Origin of the sequence: Aestuariispira ectoiniformans (assembly GCF_025136295.1) — a bacterium.
GTDB classification, from domain to species: Bacteria; Pseudomonadota; Alphaproteobacteria; order UBA8366; family Aestuariispiraceae; genus Aestuariispira_A; species Aestuariispira_A ectoiniformans.
In genome coordinates this window covers 755,663-770,412 of sequence record NZ_CP062788.1, presented here as the reverse complement: position 1 = coordinate 770,412, position 14,750 = coordinate 755,663, and the positions used below count along the sequence as shown (strand labels likewise).

General features: G+C 60.8%; 14 protein-coding genes and 1 tRNA gene. 7 read left to right on the top strand and 8 right to left on the bottom strand.

What is annotated here, in order from left to right:
• Positions 1 to 10: 10 nt before the first annotated feature.
• The 3 genes from fdhD to IF205_RS03835 are packed head-to-tail and all read left to right on the top strand — an operon-like array spanning position 11 to position 3,395.
• Positions 11 to 796: a formate dehydrogenase accessory sulfurtransferase FdhD gene (gene fdhD / locus IF205_RS03845; protein ID WP_259781975.1), complete on the top strand. Its 786-nt coding sequence runs from the start codon at positions 11 to 13 to the stop codon at positions 794 to 796.
• A 32-nt stretch (positions 797 to 828) separates the two neighbouring features.
• The gene (locus IF205_RS03840; RefSeq protein WP_259781974.1) at positions 829 to 3,108 is read left to right on the top strand and encodes an FdhF/YdeP family oxidoreductase; all 2,280 of its coding nucleotides are present in this window, start codon (positions 829 to 831) and stop codon (positions 3,106 to 3,108) included.
• Positions 3,108 to 3,395, top strand: a complete 288-nt coding sequence (locus IF205_RS03835) for a hypothetical protein (protein WP_259781973.1) — start codon at positions 3,108 to 3,110, stop codon at positions 3,393 to 3,395. The genes IF205_RS03840 and IF205_RS03835 overlap by 1 nt, the downstream gene beginning before the upstream one ends.
• Here IF205_RS03835 and IF205_RS03830 read toward each other — a convergent pair whose 3' ends face one another.
• Genes IF205_RS03830 through IF205_RS03820 form a run of 3 tightly spaced genes read right to left on the bottom strand, consistent with a single transcriptional unit; the run spans position 3,396 to position 6,402 of the window.
• Positions 3,396 to 4,712 (bottom strand): HlyC/CorC family transporter, encoded by a 1,317-nt coding sequence (locus IF205_RS03830; RefSeq protein ID WP_259781972.1) that lies wholly within the window; start codon positions 4,710 to 4,712, stop codon positions 3,396 to 3,398.
• A complete protein-coding gene (gene aroB, locus IF205_RS03825) occupies positions 4,709 to 5,821 on the bottom strand; it encodes a 3-dehydroquinate synthase (RefSeq protein WP_259781971.1) in 1,113 nt (370 codons plus the stop codon). Before aroB ends, IF205_RS03830 begins: the two co-directional genes overlap by 4 nt.
• Positions 5,818 to 6,402, bottom strand: a complete 585-nt coding sequence (locus IF205_RS03820; RefSeq protein ID WP_259781970.1) for a shikimate kinase — start codon at positions 6,400 to 6,402, stop codon at positions 5,818 to 5,820. The genes aroB and IF205_RS03820 overlap by 4 nt, the downstream gene beginning before the upstream one ends.
• A 168-nt stretch (positions 6,403 to 6,570) precedes the next feature.
• Between IF205_RS03820 and IF205_RS03815 the strand changes: the two genes are divergently transcribed.
• The 4 genes from IF205_RS03815 to IF205_RS03800 all read left to right on the top strand — a co-directional run bounded on the left by IF205_RS03815 (position 6,571) and on the right by IF205_RS03800 (position 10,142).
• Positions 6,571 to 6,711: a hypothetical protein gene (locus IF205_RS03815; protein ID WP_259781969.1), complete on the top strand. Its 141-nt coding sequence runs from the start codon at positions 6,571 to 6,573 to the stop codon at positions 6,709 to 6,711.
• On the top strand, positions 6,689 to 8,542 hold the full coding sequence (locus IF205_RS03810; RefSeq protein WP_259781968.1) for a hypothetical protein: 1,854 nt from the start codon (positions 6,689 to 6,691) through the stop codon (positions 8,540 to 8,542). Before IF205_RS03815 ends, IF205_RS03810 begins: the two co-directional genes overlap by 23 nt.
• Before the next feature lie 8 nt (positions 8,543 to 8,550).
• Positions 8,551 to 9,453, top strand: a complete 903-nt coding sequence (xerD, locus tag IF205_RS03805) for a site-specific tyrosine recombinase XerD (protein WP_259781967.1) — start codon at positions 8,551 to 8,553, stop codon at positions 9,451 to 9,453.
• A gap of 299 nt (positions 9,454 to 9,752) precedes the next feature.
• A complete protein-coding gene (locus IF205_RS03800) occupies positions 9,753 to 10,142 on the top strand; it encodes an MAPEG family protein (protein WP_259781966.1) in 390 nt (129 codons plus the stop codon).
• Between the two features lie 25 nt (positions 10,143 to 10,167).
• Here the strand turns inward: IF205_RS03800 and IF205_RS03795 are convergent, their stop codons facing one another.
• The 5 genes from IF205_RS03795 to IF205_RS03775 all read right to left on the bottom strand — a co-directional run bounded on the left by IF205_RS03795 (position 10,168) and on the right by IF205_RS03775 (position 14,630).
• Positions 10,168 to 10,743 carry a YdeI/OmpD-associated family protein gene (locus IF205_RS03795; RefSeq protein ID WP_259781965.1) on the bottom strand — a complete coding sequence of 192 codons (576 nt, stop codon included), beginning with the start codon at positions 10,741 to 10,743 and terminating at the stop codon, positions 10,168 to 10,170.
• Between the two features lie 133 nt (positions 10,744 to 10,876).
• Positions 10,877 to 10,963 (bottom strand) — tRNA-Leu (locus tag IF205_RS03790).
• A 71-nt stretch (positions 10,964 to 11,034) separates the two neighbouring features.
• Entirely contained in the window at positions 11,035 to 12,174 is a 1,140-nt protein-coding gene (gene zapE, locus IF205_RS03785) for a cell division protein ZapE (protein ID WP_259781964.1), read from the bottom strand.
• Between the two features lie 179 nt (positions 12,175 to 12,353).
• Positions 12,354 to 13,940, bottom strand: a complete 1,587-nt coding sequence (locus IF205_RS03780) for an alkaline phosphatase D family protein (RefSeq protein ID WP_259781963.1) — start codon at positions 13,938 to 13,940, stop codon at positions 12,354 to 12,356.
• Positions 13,941 to 14,060: 120 nt separating this feature from the next.
• Positions 14,061 to 14,630: a 5-formyltetrahydrofolate cyclo-ligase gene (locus IF205_RS03775; protein WP_259781962.1), complete on the bottom strand. Its 570-nt coding sequence runs from the start codon at positions 14,628 to 14,630 to the stop codon at positions 14,061 to 14,063.
• Between the last annotated feature and the right edge of the window lie 120 nt (positions 14,631 to 14,750).

Here is a 14,750-nt window from a genome sequence, read left to right as displayed (position 1 = left end):
GGACTGAACCATGGGTGCACTCCTCCCCGCCGCCAAATGCCGAACAGGACAGATTCCCCCTCTGTCCCGGCCCGGCAATCAACCATTGGGCCTTGCGCCGGAAGTACCGGTCGCCCTTGTCCTGAACGGGGAAAGCCATGCCGTGATGATGGCGAGCCCGTTTGACATGGAAGACTTCGCCACAGGTTTCCTGCTGAGCGAAGGCGTGGTCTCAGCCCCCGACCGCATCAAGGCGATAAATACCCAAGTTTTGGACGCGGGCATTCATGTGAATGTCACCTTGAATGAAGACGATTTCCTCGCCGCCATGGACCGCCGGCGCAGCATGGCCGGGCCGGTCGGCTGCGGCATCTGCGGGGTGGACAGCCTGAAGGCAACCATGCGCGCCCTGCCCGTCGGGCAAAGGGCGGAAGCGCCTGACCACGGGACGATCCGCAACATTCTGGATCACCTGCCGGACTGGCAGGCCCTCAACAACCGCTTTCAGGGCGGGCTGCATGCCGCCGTCGCCGTGGCAAAGGACGGCACTGTCCTGGCCGTGCGCGAAGACGTAGGCCGCCACAATGCCATGGACAAGGTGATCGGGGCCGCTGCCGGACAAGGGCTGGACTGGCTGATGACCACCAGCCGCTGCAGCGCGGACCTGGTGCAAAAGGCTGCCACGGTCGGTGCGGGAACACTGGTGGTCATGGCGACCCCGACCGACCTCGCCGTCCGTCTGGCAGATCAGGCCAATATCAACCTGATCAGCACCTATCGCGGGGCGCGGATCGTTCAATACAACACAGCAAAATAAACCAGAATAACGTTACGGTTAGGAAGAAGATCATGGGCGTTCAGAAGTCCCGAATTGAAGCCTATAAGGGCGCTGCCGGTGGTTGGGGCGCGTTGAAAAGCTGTGGCAGGCATCTGCTGCGCAATACGACCGCGCTCAGCGGCGTCAAAAGCATGCTGAAGGCCAACCAGCCGGATGGCTTCGACTGTCCGGGATGCGCCTGGGGCGATCCGGAGCACGGGTCTTCATTCGAATTCTGCGAAAATGGCGTGAAGGCCGTCTCCTGGGAGGCCACCGGCAAACGGGTCGGGCCGGATTTCTTTGCCCGCCACACGGTCACCGACCTGTTGGAATGGAGCGATTTCGACCTGGAGGATCAGGGCCGCCTCACCCACCCGATGCGCTATAACGCCGAAAGCGACCGCTATGAGGCCTGCGACTGGGCGGAGGCCTTCGACGCCATCGCAGCCGAGCTTAATGCATTGGATCACCCGGATCAGGCGCTGTTCTACACCTCCGGCCGGGCCAGCAACGAGGCGGCCTTCCTCTATCAGCTTTTCGGGCGGGTTTTCGGGACCAACAATTTTCCCGACTGTTCGAATATGTGCCATGAGGCAAGCGGCGTTGCCCTGAAGCAGAGCATCGGCGTCGGCAAGGGCACGGTGCTGCTGGATGATTTTGAGAAGGCGGACGCCATTTTCGTCTTCGGCCAGAACCCCGGCACAAACCATCCGCGCATGCTGAAGGAATTGCGCGAAGCCTCCCTGCGGGGTGCGACCGTTGCCAGTTTCAACCCCGTGCGTGAACGCGGCCTTGAACGCTTTGCCGATCCGCAGGACAAGCTGGAGATGATGCGGGGCAAGTCCAAGGCAATCAGCTCCCATTACTACAAGCCCAAGCTGGGCGGGGATATGGCCGCCGTCCGGGGCATGGTGAAGGCCATCCTGGAATGGGACGATGCGGGTGAAAAGCTGATCGACCGGGACTTTATCGCCGACCATACGCAGGGCTTTGACGCCTATCTGGAAAGCGTGCGCGCCACCGGTTGGGACAGCATCACCGATCAGTCCGGCCTGACAGAGGTGGAAATCCGCGAGGCGGCCCGCCTCTACGCGGATGCGGACAGCGCGATCTGTACCTGGGCCATGGGCCTGACACAGCATAAACATTCGGTACCCACGATCCGGGAAATCGTTAACCTGCTGTTGCTGCGCGGCAATATCGGCAGACCCGGCGCCGGGGCCTGCCCGGTGCGCGGCCACAGCAATGTGCAGGGTGACCGCACCGTCGGCATCAACGAAAAACCGCCACAGGCCTTCCTGGATTCCCTCGAACGGGTCTTCGGTTTCACACCACCGCAGGAACACGGCCATGATACCGTCACCGCCATCGAGGCCATGCTAAAAGGCGAGGCCCGGACCTTCATTGGCCTCGGCGGCAACTTTGCCCGTGCCACCCCGGATACCGAATTGGTGGAAGCGGCCCTCAAGTCCTGCAGCCTGACGGTGAATATCGCCACCAAACTGAACCGGGGGCATCTGATTACGGGCCAAACCTCCTTCATCCTGCCCTGTCTGGGCCGTACCGAACTGGACCGGCGCAACGGCGTGAAACAGATCGTGACGGTGGAAGATTCCATGTCCATGGTCCACGGGTCCGGCGGCATCAATAAACCGGCCTCACCACATCTGCTGTCCGAACCGGCAATCATTGCCGGGATCGCGGCGGCCACGGTGGGCTGGGATATCGTGGACTGGGATTATCTGGTTGAGGACTACGACCATATCCGGGACCTGATTGAAAAAACCATCCCCGGCTTTGACGGATACAACGTACGCGTACGCCAGCATCGCGGCTTTTATCTGGGCAACAGCGCGGCGGAACGCCAATGGGTTACCGACACGGGCAAGGCCAATTTCTCGGACGCCGCCCTGCCGGAAAAGGTCACCCATCAGGAGGTTCGCGACCGGGCGGAGAAAACCTTCACCCTGCAGACCTTCCGTTCTCACGACCAGTATAATACCACCGTCTACGGTATGGATGACCGCTATCGCGGGGTCTTCGGGGAACGGCGTGTGTTGTTCATCAACCCGGCGGATGCGGAACAGGCCGGGCTGAAGAAAGACGACCGGGTCGATCTCACCACCGTCAGCGAAGATGGCCGCGACCGTACCGCCAGGTCCTTCCGTGTCGTGCCCTACGACATCCCCGAAGGCTGTGTCGCCAGTTATTATCCCGAGACCAATATTCTGGTGCCGCTGTACAGCCGCGGCGACGGCAGCAACACGCCAACGTCGAAAGCGGTGCCGATCACACTTGCGAAATCCGCCTGATGGACAGCCCCGAACGCCTGCTGGAACAGACGGTCCTGGAGATACAGGACCGTCACCCCGGCCTGCCCGTGCTGGAGGCAGTCCTGCTGGCCGCGGTCTATCTGGAAATCTGTGCGGACAGCCGACAACTGGCGAGACTGCTGGAAACCGAACATGCGTTAATCCTGCGGGCGCTGAACACTCTGGTGGAGGCAAACCGGCTGCAGATCACCAATCGCCATGACCGCACCGCCCGCCTTCAGGTCTCTCTCGCCAGCGATCCGATGGAACAGGCAGCGGCGGCCTGATCAGGCCGGGACGGGATCATCGCCTGTCTCGCTGCCCTGCTGGTTCGGCGGGGTCACGCGCAGGGTCTTGATGCGGTTGCGCTGACGGCGCAGCACTTCGAACTGATAGCCGTAGAAACGGAAGACCTGCCCCGCGTCGGGGATACAACGCGCCTCATGCAGGATCAGACCCGCGATGGTCGCCGCATCGTCATCCGGCAGTTCCCAGTCCAGGTCCCGGTTCACATCGCGCAGGGTCACCGCCCCGTCGATGATATAGCTGCCGTCGGCCTGGGCATGGATGCCGTGGACCGCGATGTCCTGCTCGTCATCGATCTCGCCGACGATTTCCTCCAGGATATCCTCCAGCGTCACAATGCCCTGGAAGCTGCCGTATTCGTCGACCACCACGGCGAAATGCTCGCGCCGTTCGCGGAAGGCATGCAACTGGTCCAGCAATGTGGTGCTTTCCGGGATGAACCAGGGCGCGGATGCCAGGTCCTTCAGGTCGATGGCGTGGCCCTGGGCGCGGTTGGCGCGCACTGCCCGCCACAACGGTTTGGCATGCAGGATGCCCAGAATATTGTCCGGGTCGCCCTGTACCAGCGGAATACGGGTATAGGCGCTGTCCAGGATTTTGGTGATATTGTCTTCCACCGGATCGTTGACGTCGACCATCACCACATTGCTGCGATGGGTCATGACGTCCTCCACCTCGACATCGTCCAGGTCCAGGATAGAGCGCAGCATGATCCGCTCATGCGGGTCTTCGCCCTCATGCAGGTCGATCACCCCGCGCAGTTCCTCGACCTTATGTTCCTCGTCCTCGTCTTCCTGCAGGCGCACCCCGAACAGGCGCAGCGTACCGGCCACCACGATCTGGACAAACCCCGTGACCGGCGAGAACAACACGGTGATCAAGCGCATGATATAGGCAACGGTCAGCGCCATGCGGTCCGGGTGGGTGATCGCCCAGGTCTTGGGCAGGACTTCGGCAAAAATCAGAACCAGCGCGGTCATCACCAGCGTCGCATAGGCCACGCCCGCATCACCGAAAACCGCCAGGAAGGCAGAGGTCGCCAGGGCCGAGGCCAGAATATTGACCAGATTGTTGCCAAACAGGATCGCCCCGATCATGCTTTCCTTTCGGTCGCGCAGCGCCAGCACCGCCTGGGCACGGGCATCGCCGTTCTTCGCCAGTTGATGCATGCGCGCCTTGGACGCGCCGGTCAGCGCGGTCTCGGAGCCGGAAAAGAAGGCAGATAGGGCCAGAAGAACCAGGACTGCCAGCCCGACCAGCCACCAATCGGCCAGGACGGACAAGAGGGTGTCAGTCATGCGCTTATCGCTTCAGCCACAGAAAGCTGCAACTGCTCCCTGGTGACATCCTGGGTGATGTAGGCCTTACCGAGACCCTTCGCCAGGATGAAGGTCAATTTGCCGTCGGCCACCTTTTTGTCGGTCTTCATGCGGTCCATCAGGTCCAGCGGGTCCCAGGCGACGCCCGGCACATGGTTCGGGTCGGTGTAAAGCCCGACGGAGGCCAGATGACGGCGCAGGCGCGCGGCATCGTCAGCCGGGCAAAGCCCCATCTGAACCGACAGGTCAAAGGCCATGACCATACCGATGGAAACGGCCTCGCCATGCAACAGCAGGTCGCCATATCCACAGACGGATTCCAGCGCATGGCCGAAAGTATGCCCCAGATTGAGCAGCGCACGCACGCCACCTTCCTTTTCGTCCTGGGCGACAATCGCCGCCTTGGCCTCACAGGAATAGCGCACTGCCTCCGCCCGTGCGGCGCGGGACCCGTCCACCAGATCGGCCCCGTGGCTTTCCAGCCACTGGAAGAAATCCGGACTGTCGATGGCACCGTATTTGACCACCTCCGCATAACCCGCCAGCAGTTCGCGGCGCGGCAGGGTGTCCAGCACCGCCATATCCGCCAGCACGAGGCGCGGCTGATGGAAGGCCCCGATCAGGTTCTTGCCCGCCTTCACATTGATGCCGGTCTTGCCGCCGACGGAACTGTCCACCTGGGCCAGCAGGGTCGTCGGAATCTGGATGAAATCCACACCGCGCAGCGCAATGGAGGCGGCAAAGCCGGTCAGGTCACCGATTACCCCGCCACCCAGCGCAATCAGCATATCCTTGCGTTCCAGCCCCAATTCCAGAATCCGGTCCATCAGCCCGGCCAGATGATCGAAGCTTTTGGTACCCTCCCCCGCGGGCAGGACAATCGCATCATGACGGATACCCGCCTGATCAAGCGACGCGGTCAGCGGCTCCAGATGCAACGGCGCGACATTGCTGTCGGTGACGATGATCGCACGCGGCGTCTTCAGCAGCGGCTTGATCAGCCCACCCGCGCGGGACAGGACATCGGACCCGATGACGATGTCATAGGCGCGCTCACCCAGCTCTACGGCCACCGTGTGATGAATCACTGCTTTTTCTCCTGATAGCTTTTCAACGCGTCGATCACGCGATCCACCATGTCTTCCTTGGATATATGATCGCTGTCCACCGTGATCGCGGCTTGCGCATAGACCGGATAGCGTGTGTCGATCAGACCTTTCAGCGTGCCCTGCGGGTCCGGGTTCTGCAGCAGCGGCCGGTGGCTCTTGCGCGAAACACGTTCCCACAACACGTCGAAAGACGCCCGCAGCCAGACGCATATGCCGCGCTCCGCGATGGCCTCACGCGTGCGTTCGTCCATATAGGCGCCGCCGCCGGTGGCCAGGATTTTGGGCTTTTCGCTCAGCAGGCGGTCGATCACCCGGCGCTCGCCGTCGCGGAAATAGTCTTCGCCGTGGATTTCAAAGATTTCGGCAATGGTCATGCCCGCCGCTTCTTCGATCTCGCGGTCCGCATCGACAAAATCCAGCCCCAGCCGGTTTGCCATCAACCGGCCGATCACGGATTTACCCGCGCCCATCATGCCGATCAGCACGATCGGCCTGTCGAGACGCAGCCCTTCGCGGGTAATAACCGCCGGGTCGTTGTTATTTTTCGATAGGCTTTGCATTACCAGCCTTCATATATATACACTGCCGCAGAATTGCCATAGTGGATCATTAGCGTAAAGGGCCATGACAGCGCCACATTTTCTTTGTTCTTCTGGAAAAATGGCGGCACTGGCCTAGAATACACGTCTGAATCAATATCTGAACCAAAAGACTTCTTGGGAAGCGGTATGAGTAACCTCCTGAAATTTTTAGTTATTCTCGTTGCAGCAGTCATCGTCGGCGGTGGTGCATTTCTTGCCACCTGGGATATTCCCGCCCCGACGCACCAGGTGGAGACGGTCCTCGATGACAGTCAGTTCCCGCGTTAAGCAAGGGGCCCTGCTGGCAACACTTGCCGGCGGGTTGTTCACCGCGCAACCGGCGCTGGCTCAACAGCAGAATTCAGGCAGCGCGCCGGTTCCGCTTTTCCCGACCAACCCGGTTGAACCGGACAACGCCCCCGATGCTGCCACCAATGGCGGCAACGGCCAGGGCGTGACGCCCCGCCTGCCGCAAACGCGGGTGATCGAGACCGACAGCGGCACCATCACCGTGGAACGCCTGCAGGCAGTCGATCCCAACACCACCGGCCTGTTGAGCGCCGATGGCGGCCTGGGTGTGGATATGTGGCAAGGAACAGACCGCGCGCGCATTCGCCTGCTGCTGGAAAGCCTGCCGACGCAGGTGAGTTCACCGGCCCTGCGCGATCTGGCGCATCGCCTGCTGGTCACCTCTGCCGAACTGCCCGGTGCGGAAAGCAAGGCCGACGGCAATCCCGCCTTTCTATTGAGCCTGCGCATCATGCGCCTGGCCCAGCTCGGTTTCCCAGAAGACGCACTGAAACTTTATGACAGCGCCAGTCTGCCGGAGGGAACCAACCAGGACCTGACCCGCACGGTGGTCGAGGCAAGCCTGCTCAGTGGCGAGGTCGCCCGGGCTTGTGACATTGTCCGAGCCCAGAAAGCAGGCCTTGAGACCGCCTATTGGCAGAAACATCTGGTCTTGTGCGAATTGTCCGCCGGCAATATGGACGCCGCCCGCTTTGGCGCGACCCTGCTGGAAGACCAGGGCACGTCGGACCCGCTGTTCTTTGCGCTGGTTTCCAAAATCGCCGACGGACGCAAACTGTCCCTGCCTGAGGTGGACCGGCTGACGCCCCTGCATATGGGCATGATGTGGCTGGCGGAGGCGCCGATCCCCGCGCAGGCCCTGGACAATGCCGATCCGGCCATGCTGCGCGCGATTGCCAGCAACCCGAACACCGATATCGAAACGCGCCTGATGGCGGCGGAAAAGGCCGCCTTTTTGGGTGCCGTGGACGCCGATATGCTGGCGGAACTGTATAAGTCCGTGTCCTTCGACAACACAGAACTGCAGCGCCCGATCTCCATTGCGACCGAAAATTACGACGCCCGCAGCCGCGCCCTCCTGTTCCAGGCGGCAAGCATCGAATCCGCCCCGGAAACCAAGGCCCTGATCATCGGTACCTCGCTGCAACTGGCCCGCCGGAACGGCTTCTATCCGGTGGCGGTAGAGCTGCACAAACCCCAGGTTCAGCAAATACCCGTGCGCGGTGACCTGTCCCAGTTTGCGGGCGAAGCCACCCGCCTGCTCTTTGCCATCGGCCGTCCGAAACCGGCGGAAGCCTGGCTGGACCATCTGCGCATCCAGGCCGCCCACGACCCGGAAGCCAAACTGGAATACCAGCGTCTCTGGGCGTTGGCCCGCCTTGCCAGCGACGACTATCGCGCCAACCGTGAAGAAGCGGACCGGACCGGCTGGGTCCAGGCCGTGCAGTTGGAAAGCGAGGATGAAAGCAACCGCGACCTGACCCGCAAGGCCTATCTCGCCTATCGCCTGCTGGACGTTGCCGGCCAGGAACCGGCCAGCGATCAGGCCTGGGCCGACCTTGCCGACACCACGCCGGTCCAACAGGTCAACAAACCCAACCCCGCCGCCACCACGCTGATGGTGCGCGCCGCCCAGAAAGGCGCGCGGGCAGAGGCCGTTGCCTGGATGCTGGTCGCGCTCGGGGCCACGGATGAAACCGCAACCGACCCGGATGCGCTGGTCGATGCCATCTACACCCTGCGCAGCCTCGGCCTGACGCTCGACGGGCAAAAACTGGCCCTAGAGGTGGCGCTGACCAACGATCTGTAGGACGGGTCATGGCAGCCCGGCTGGACGCCTTCCTTGAAATGATGGCGGCGGAGCGCGGCTCCGCCCGCCACACCCTTGAGGCCTATCAGCGTGATCTTCTCGACCTGAACGGCTTTCTCAAGGCCCGCAGGACCAGTCTCGATCAGGCACAGGGCAAAGACCTTCAGGAATATCTGAAATATCTGGCCGATCAGAGAACCAAGGCCAGCACGGCGGCGCGGCGGCTGTCCTGCCTGCGCCAGTATTACCGTTTCCTCTATGACGAGGGCGCGCGGGAAGACGATCCGACAACGGTTCTGGAAAACCCGAAAACGACCCGCCCCCTGCCCAAGGTATTGAGCGAGGCGGAGGTGGATGCCCTGCTCCATACCGCGCATCGGGACGGGGAACCGGAAGGCATTCGTCTGGTCTGCCTGCTGGAAATGCTCTACGCCACGGGCCTGCGCATCTCGGAACTGGTGGCCCTGCCCGCCAATGCCGCCGCCCCCGGGCGCGACTTCCTGACCGTCAGGGGCAAGGGCAACAAGGAACGGATCGTCCCTCTTTCCGGCCCGGCGAAAGACGCGCTTTCCGACTATGACAGCATGCGAAGCGTGTTTCTGCCCAAGGGTATGAAGGACAGCCCCTTCCTCTTCCCCTCCACCGCCAAGGAGGGGCACCTGACCCGCCAGCGCGTCGGCCAGCTTCTCAAACAACTGGCGCTGGACGCAGGATTGGACCCCAAAAAGGTCAGCCCCCACGTTCTGCGCCACGCCTTCGCCAGCCACCTGCTGCATCACGGCGCAGACCTCCGCGTGGTCCAGCAACTGCTCGGCCATGCCGACATCTCCACCACCCAGATCTACACCCATGTGCTCGGCGAAAAACTCAGGGAGCTGGTGGAAACAGCGCATCCGTTGGCGCGTGGTTAAAGTCATCAATCAAACAACCACCGTTCGTCCCGGATCTGATCCGGGATCTCAGGCCGTAAGCTCCGGCGGTTGAGAAGGCATCAGGAGATCCCGGCCTTCGCCGGGACGAACGGACTAAGGTGTACTGCTAATAGTAATTCGTCATGCGCGGGCTTGACCCGCGTACCCACGGAGGCTTCCAAGCTGAAACATTTCACCGGCGGCAACACTACCCATTCGGAGACCTGCATCAGACATGAGGGTGGCAGGAGACAAGTTTCGTTTTATAGTGCCGGTCCAAGTATTTATTGGAGACTCCGATGATCGTCACCGTTACCCCAATCTATGCTGCACTTGCCGCGCTGCTCCTGCTTCTGTTGAGTGTCCGCGTGGTTACCATGCGACACAAGCTGCGCGCCGCACTCGGCGACAAGGGCGATACGATGCTGGAGCGACGTATCCGGGTCCACGGCAATTTTGTCGAATATGCACCGATTACTCTGCTGCTCCTGCTGTTGGTGGAGCTACAGGGCGGGCCCGTCTGGCTGCTGCATGCAATCGGGGTAAGCCTGTTGGCAGGGCGTTGCATCCATGCCTATGGCGTCAGCCAGGCACAGGAAAATTTCAAGATCAGAACCACCGGCATGACCCTCACCTTTCTCGCCTTGCTCGCAGGCGCCGCCGCCAATCTGGTCCTGACAGTGTTATAGCCATTCCTTCGCGGGAAGGACGGGTTCAATGGATTTTCTCGCCCCGGCCCAGCATGTCCAGCAGCGTATTGAAACGTTTTGTCCGGGTTTCCGGCTTTTTGGCGGTGTGCAGCCGGTAATAGATGGCGAATAGATTGGCCCGGTTGAGGCCATCGAATGTCTCCTTGGCCTTGGGCCGTTCCGCCAGCGCATCAAGGAAATCAGCGGGGATTTCGAAATTCGATTGACCCGCATAGGCCTGGTCCCAACGACCGTCCGCCCTGGCAGCCTCCACATGGACCAGCCCGGCAGGCTGCATCCGTCCTTCTGCGATCAGGTTTTCCGCTATGTCACGGTTGCGTTTCGACCATGCGGACTGGAGTTTGCGCGGCGTGAAACGAAGAAGATAGGCCGTCTCGTCCAGCCCCTTCTTCAATCCGTCGATCCAGCCCCAGGCCAGCGCCACATCAATGCAGTCCGCCATGGTCGCGGTCCGGACCTCTGCGCCTTTCTTGGCAATCCTGACCCAAAGCTCGGTCTCGTCGGCGTGATGCTCTGCCAGCCAGTCATGAAATGCCTGACGGTCGGCGAAACCTCTGATTTTGCTGTGATCGACGTCCATCTCCCCTCCCCTGAACGGTAACCCTGTATACCTCATGTAGGAAGCATGCGCCGGAAATGCCAAGCCCAAAACGAAAAACGCCGGGAAAATCCCGACGGTCATGGTCATTTGTGTTTGTCTGTCTTTTGCGGAATGGTGCCCCAGGCCTGACTCGAACAGGCACGTCCGTAAGGACAACAGATTTTGAGTCTGTCGCGTCTACCAATTCCGCCACTGGGGCGCGGGGGCTTTGATAACCTTCCCGCGCCCGGCGGTCAATATGGATTTATGACATCGCGTTATATTTGTGGATCAGCCGTCGCCGTCATGACGGTGGGGCAGTTCCTGGTATTCCCGGGACTGCATTTCCATCAGGCGCGAGACCGTGCGTTCGAACTCAAAGGCGTGGGTGCCTTCGCGGTAAATCTCGTGGGGCGGCGTGTCGGCGGCCATGACCAGCTTGCAGCGCGCCTCGTAAAGCGCGTCGATCAGGGTCATGAAACGCTTGGCCTCGTTACGTTTGTTTTCACCCAGCTTGGGCACGCCATCGATGACCAGGGTGTGGAAACGCTGTGCGATGCGCAAATAGTCCTCCGCGCCAAGCGGCTGTTCGCACAGGGAGGCAAATTTCACCAGCAAGACGCCACGGGCGGTATGGTCGAAAGTCAGGTTGCGGCCCTTGACCGTCACCGTCTCCGGGATCACATGCGCGCCTTCGGTCAACTCCTCGAACGCCTTTTTCAGGGCCGTGGTCGCCGCCGGGCCCAGCGGCGCGTGATAGGCCTTCATGGTCTTCAGCCGGATCAGGCGATAATCGGTGGGCGAGTCCAGATGCAGGATATCGACACGCCGTTTCAGCAACTCGATGAAAGGCAGGAAATTCTCCCGCTGCAAGCCGTCCTTGTAGAGGTCATCCGGCGGCCAGTTGGAGGTGGCGACCACCACCACGCCACGCGCAAAAAGCGCCTCGAACAGGCGGCCCAGGATCATCGCATTGGCGATATCGGTCACATGGAATTCGTCAAAGCACAGCAGCCAGGTATCTTTCGCCACATGCTCTGCGATCTTGGGCAGCGGGTCGGTCTCCTTGGAGCCGCGCGTCTTTTGTTCCTGACGCCACTGGTGGATGGCTTCCTGGATTTCGATCATGAATTCGTGGAAATGGACCCGGCGCTTCTTCTCCACCGGCGCATCCTCGAAGAACAGGTCCATCAGCATGGATTTGCCGCGCCCGACACCACCATACATATAGAGCCCCTGGGGTGGTTCCTCCTTACGCCGGGTCAGGCCGAGACGCGCCTTCCAGCCACCGTCATCCACCGAAGGCTCATAGCCTTTCAAGGCATGATGCAGGCTCTGCAGCTTTTCCGCCGCCAGTTCCTGAACCGGATCGGCGCGCAGGCTGCCGTCCTTTTTCAACTCACGATATCGAAATAAGGGCCCTTCAGTCATAAGGGGTTAATAGCGGGCCAAAATTGGGCTGGCAATGGGCAATTGCCAAGCTCCATCCCAGATTCCCGCCTGCGCGGGAATGAGCGGAATCCATAACAAACCAAACACTGCTCATCCCCGACCTGATCGGGGGTCTCCAGAAGGGGGCAGCCGGATGAAACGACTGCCCCATCCCGTCACTACAGGCTCTGTTTCGGGTTGAGATCAACCGTATAGAGGCTGTTGTCGGCGATATCCTTGAGGGTCACGGTCATGACCTCGGTGTCGCCGTCGATTTTCACATGGCCGAAGAACTGCAGGCCTTCGGTCGGGGGCAGATTGGCTTTGCCACCCGGGTTCTTGGTATACATGACCTGCGGCCCGAAGGTGTTGTCCATGTCGCCCGGCCCGAAGGACCCGGAATGGATCGGCCCGGAGACGAATTCCCAGAAGGGTTCGAAATCCTGGAACTGCGCCTTGTCCGGGTCATAGTAGTGGGCGGCCGTGTAATGCACGTCCGCCGTGAACCAGACCGTGTTCTGCACCTTGTTGTTCTTGATAAAGCGCAGCAGGTTGGCGAATTCATGTTCGCGGCCCAGGACCGGACCGTCGCCGTTTGCGCCATTCTCGAAGGTGCTTTTGTCCTTCCAGTTGTCATAGACGATGAGGCCGATCGGCATATCTGCCGCGATCACTTTCCAGGTTGCCTTGGAAGCCAGCAATTCCTGTTTCAGCCATTTCAACTGTGCCTCGCCCAGGAAGGCGGTCTGCTGGGACGGCTCCACCTGGTTGTTGGCATCGTTGGGGCCGCGATAGCTGCGCATATCCAGGATGAAAACATCCAGCGACGGGCCGTAGGAGACCTTGCGATAAACGCGGCCCGGTTCGATGGCATGTTCGCGCATCGGCATGAATTCGCGGAAAGCCTTGGCCGAACGGGCGGCAAGCAGGGAGACGCTTTTCACCGTGTAACGGTCGTCTGCATCCAACATCTCACCCGGATACCAGTTGTTCAGAACCTCATGGTCATCCCACTGGGTCAGGACCGGCACTTCGCTGTAGAAGCGGCGGACATTTTCATCCATCAGGTTGTATTTATAGTTGCCGCGGAATTCGTTCAGCGTTTCCGCCACTTTGGATTTTTCCTCGGTGACGATGTTCTTCCAGATCGTACCGTCTTCCAGTTTGACCTCCGCCTGGATCGGGCCGTCGCAATAGGCGTTGTCGCCGGAATGGATCAGGAAATCCGGGTTCTGCTTGCGCATGGTCTCGTAACCGCGCATGCCGCCCCATTCCTCGTTGATCCCCCAACCCTGGCCCGCCGTGTCACCGGTCCAGACAAAGGTGATGTCGCGTTTGGCGGCGGGCGCGGTGCGGAAATGCCCCACCTGCGGTTCGCTCACCAGGTTCAGGTCATAGAGGTCCTGGAAGCGGACGCGATAGAAAATATCCTGATCCGCCGGCAGGTTGGTCAGAACCTGTTTGGCGGTGAAGTCGCTTGCCTCGATCGCCGCCGGGCCGCGCAACTGGACGGAATTCTTGAAGGTATCGCTGGTCGCGATTTCCAACAGCATCTGCGAAGGCCGGTCAGCACGCGCCCAAACCACACCGCCGTCCACGGCGATATCGCCGCTTTGCAGGCCGTGCGTCAGGACCGGTTTACCACCCCGCGCCAGGGCCGGCATCGGAAAACTACCAACGGCTGTCATGGCCCCCACGGCCGCCGCGCTACCCAGGAAACGACGCCGGGAAAGCGCCGCTTTATTCACCATCTTGTCCTGCGACATGATCGTCACCCCAAATTCTTATGTTAAGAGGCGCGCAGTATCATGCCACCACGTGACAGATGCGTTTCAGTTCGCTGACCGCTTCATGGCCTTTCCATTAAATCATCAATCGAGGTGTAATTATTTGATTACTTCCGTTTCGGTCACAATTACCGACATGGGAATATCGAAAGGTTGCGGGTGGATCGTCGGGATTTCCGCCTGTGCATAGCCCACCCCGATCACAAAGGGCATGGGGGATAAAGACGCCAATGTGCGGTCGAAAAATCCACCGCCATAGCCAAGCCGATAACAATTCCGGTCAAAGCCGACCACCGGCGCGAAGGCGATATCCGGCGTGACCACCTCCCCTTTGGCAGGCACCGGGATATTCCACACGCCACGTTCCAGCGGCTCCCCCTTGGCCCAGCTCTTGAAGACCAGGGGCTGACCGTATTTCTCGACAATCGGCAGGGCGCAGATGCCGCCAAGGTCGGTCACGCGCTGCATCACGGGTTTCAGGTCCGGTTCTTTCTTGATCGGCCAATAGAGGCTGACAACCTTGCCGCGCACATCTCCCAGAACGTTCTCCAGGTTGGCAATCAGCGCGGCATCGCGCGCGGCGCGTTCCTCTGCCGAGAGGACCCGCCGCAAGTCGAGCAGTCGCTCCCGCTCTGCCTTGCGCCATTCCTTTAATGCTGCCCCGTCCATGAAATACCCCTCCTACCTCTTTGTCTCTATCTAGCTAGACTCGCTTTCAGCCTGAAAACTTGCATGGAAACGACGGTTTATGATGCGTCACGCCAGAAGAAACTGCGAAAGGTAAAAAGA

Bases quoted from the DNA above. Each gene is read 5' to 3' on its own strand.
- fdhD (WP_259781975.1), top strand. From the start codon at position 11: ATGGGTGCACTCCTCCCCGCCGCCAAATGCCGAACAGGACAGATTCCC.
- IF205_RS03840 (WP_259781974.1), top strand. From the start codon at position 829: ATGGGCGTTCAGAAGTCCCGAATTGAAGCCTATAAGGGCGCTGCCGGT.
- IF205_RS03835 (WP_259781973.1), top strand. From the start codon at position 3,108: ATGGACAGCCCCGAACGCCTGCTGGAACAGACGGTCCTGGAGATACAG.
- IF205_RS03830 (WP_259781972.1), bottom strand. From the start codon at position 4,712: ATGACTGACACCCTCTTGTCCGTCCTGGCCGATTGGTGGCTGGTCGGG.
- IF205_RS03820 (WP_259781970.1), bottom strand. From the start codon at position 6,402: ATGCAAAGCCTATCGAAAAATAACAACGACCCGGCGGTTATTACCCGC.
- IF205_RS03815 (WP_259781969.1), top strand. From the start codon at position 6,571: ATGAGTAACCTCCTGAAATTTTTAGTTATTCTCGTTGCAGCAGTCATC.
- IF205_RS03810 (WP_259781968.1), top strand. From the start codon at position 6,689: ATGACAGTCAGTTCCCGCGTTAAGCAAGGGGCCCTGCTGGCAACACTT.
- xerD (WP_259781967.1), top strand. From the start codon at position 8,551: ATGGCAGCCCGGCTGGACGCCTTCCTTGAAATGATGGCGGCGGAGCGC.
- IF205_RS03800 (WP_259781966.1), top strand. From the start codon at position 9,753: ATGATCGTCACCGTTACCCCAATCTATGCTGCACTTGCCGCGCTGCTC.
- IF205_RS03795 (WP_259781965.1), bottom strand. From the start codon at position 10,743: ATGGACGTCGATCACAGCAAAATCAGAGGTTTCGCCGACCGTCAGGCA.
- zapE (WP_259781964.1), bottom strand. From the start codon at position 12,174: ATGACTGAAGGGCCCTTATTTCGATATCGTGAGTTGAAAAAGGACGGC.
- IF205_RS03780 (WP_259781963.1), bottom strand. From the start codon at position 13,940: ATGTCGCAGGACAAGATGGTGAATAAAGCGGCGCTTTCCCGGCGTCGT.
- IF205_RS03775 (WP_259781962.1), bottom strand. From the start codon at position 14,630: ATGGACGGGGCAGCATTAAAGGAATGGCGCAAGGCAGAGCGGGAGCGA.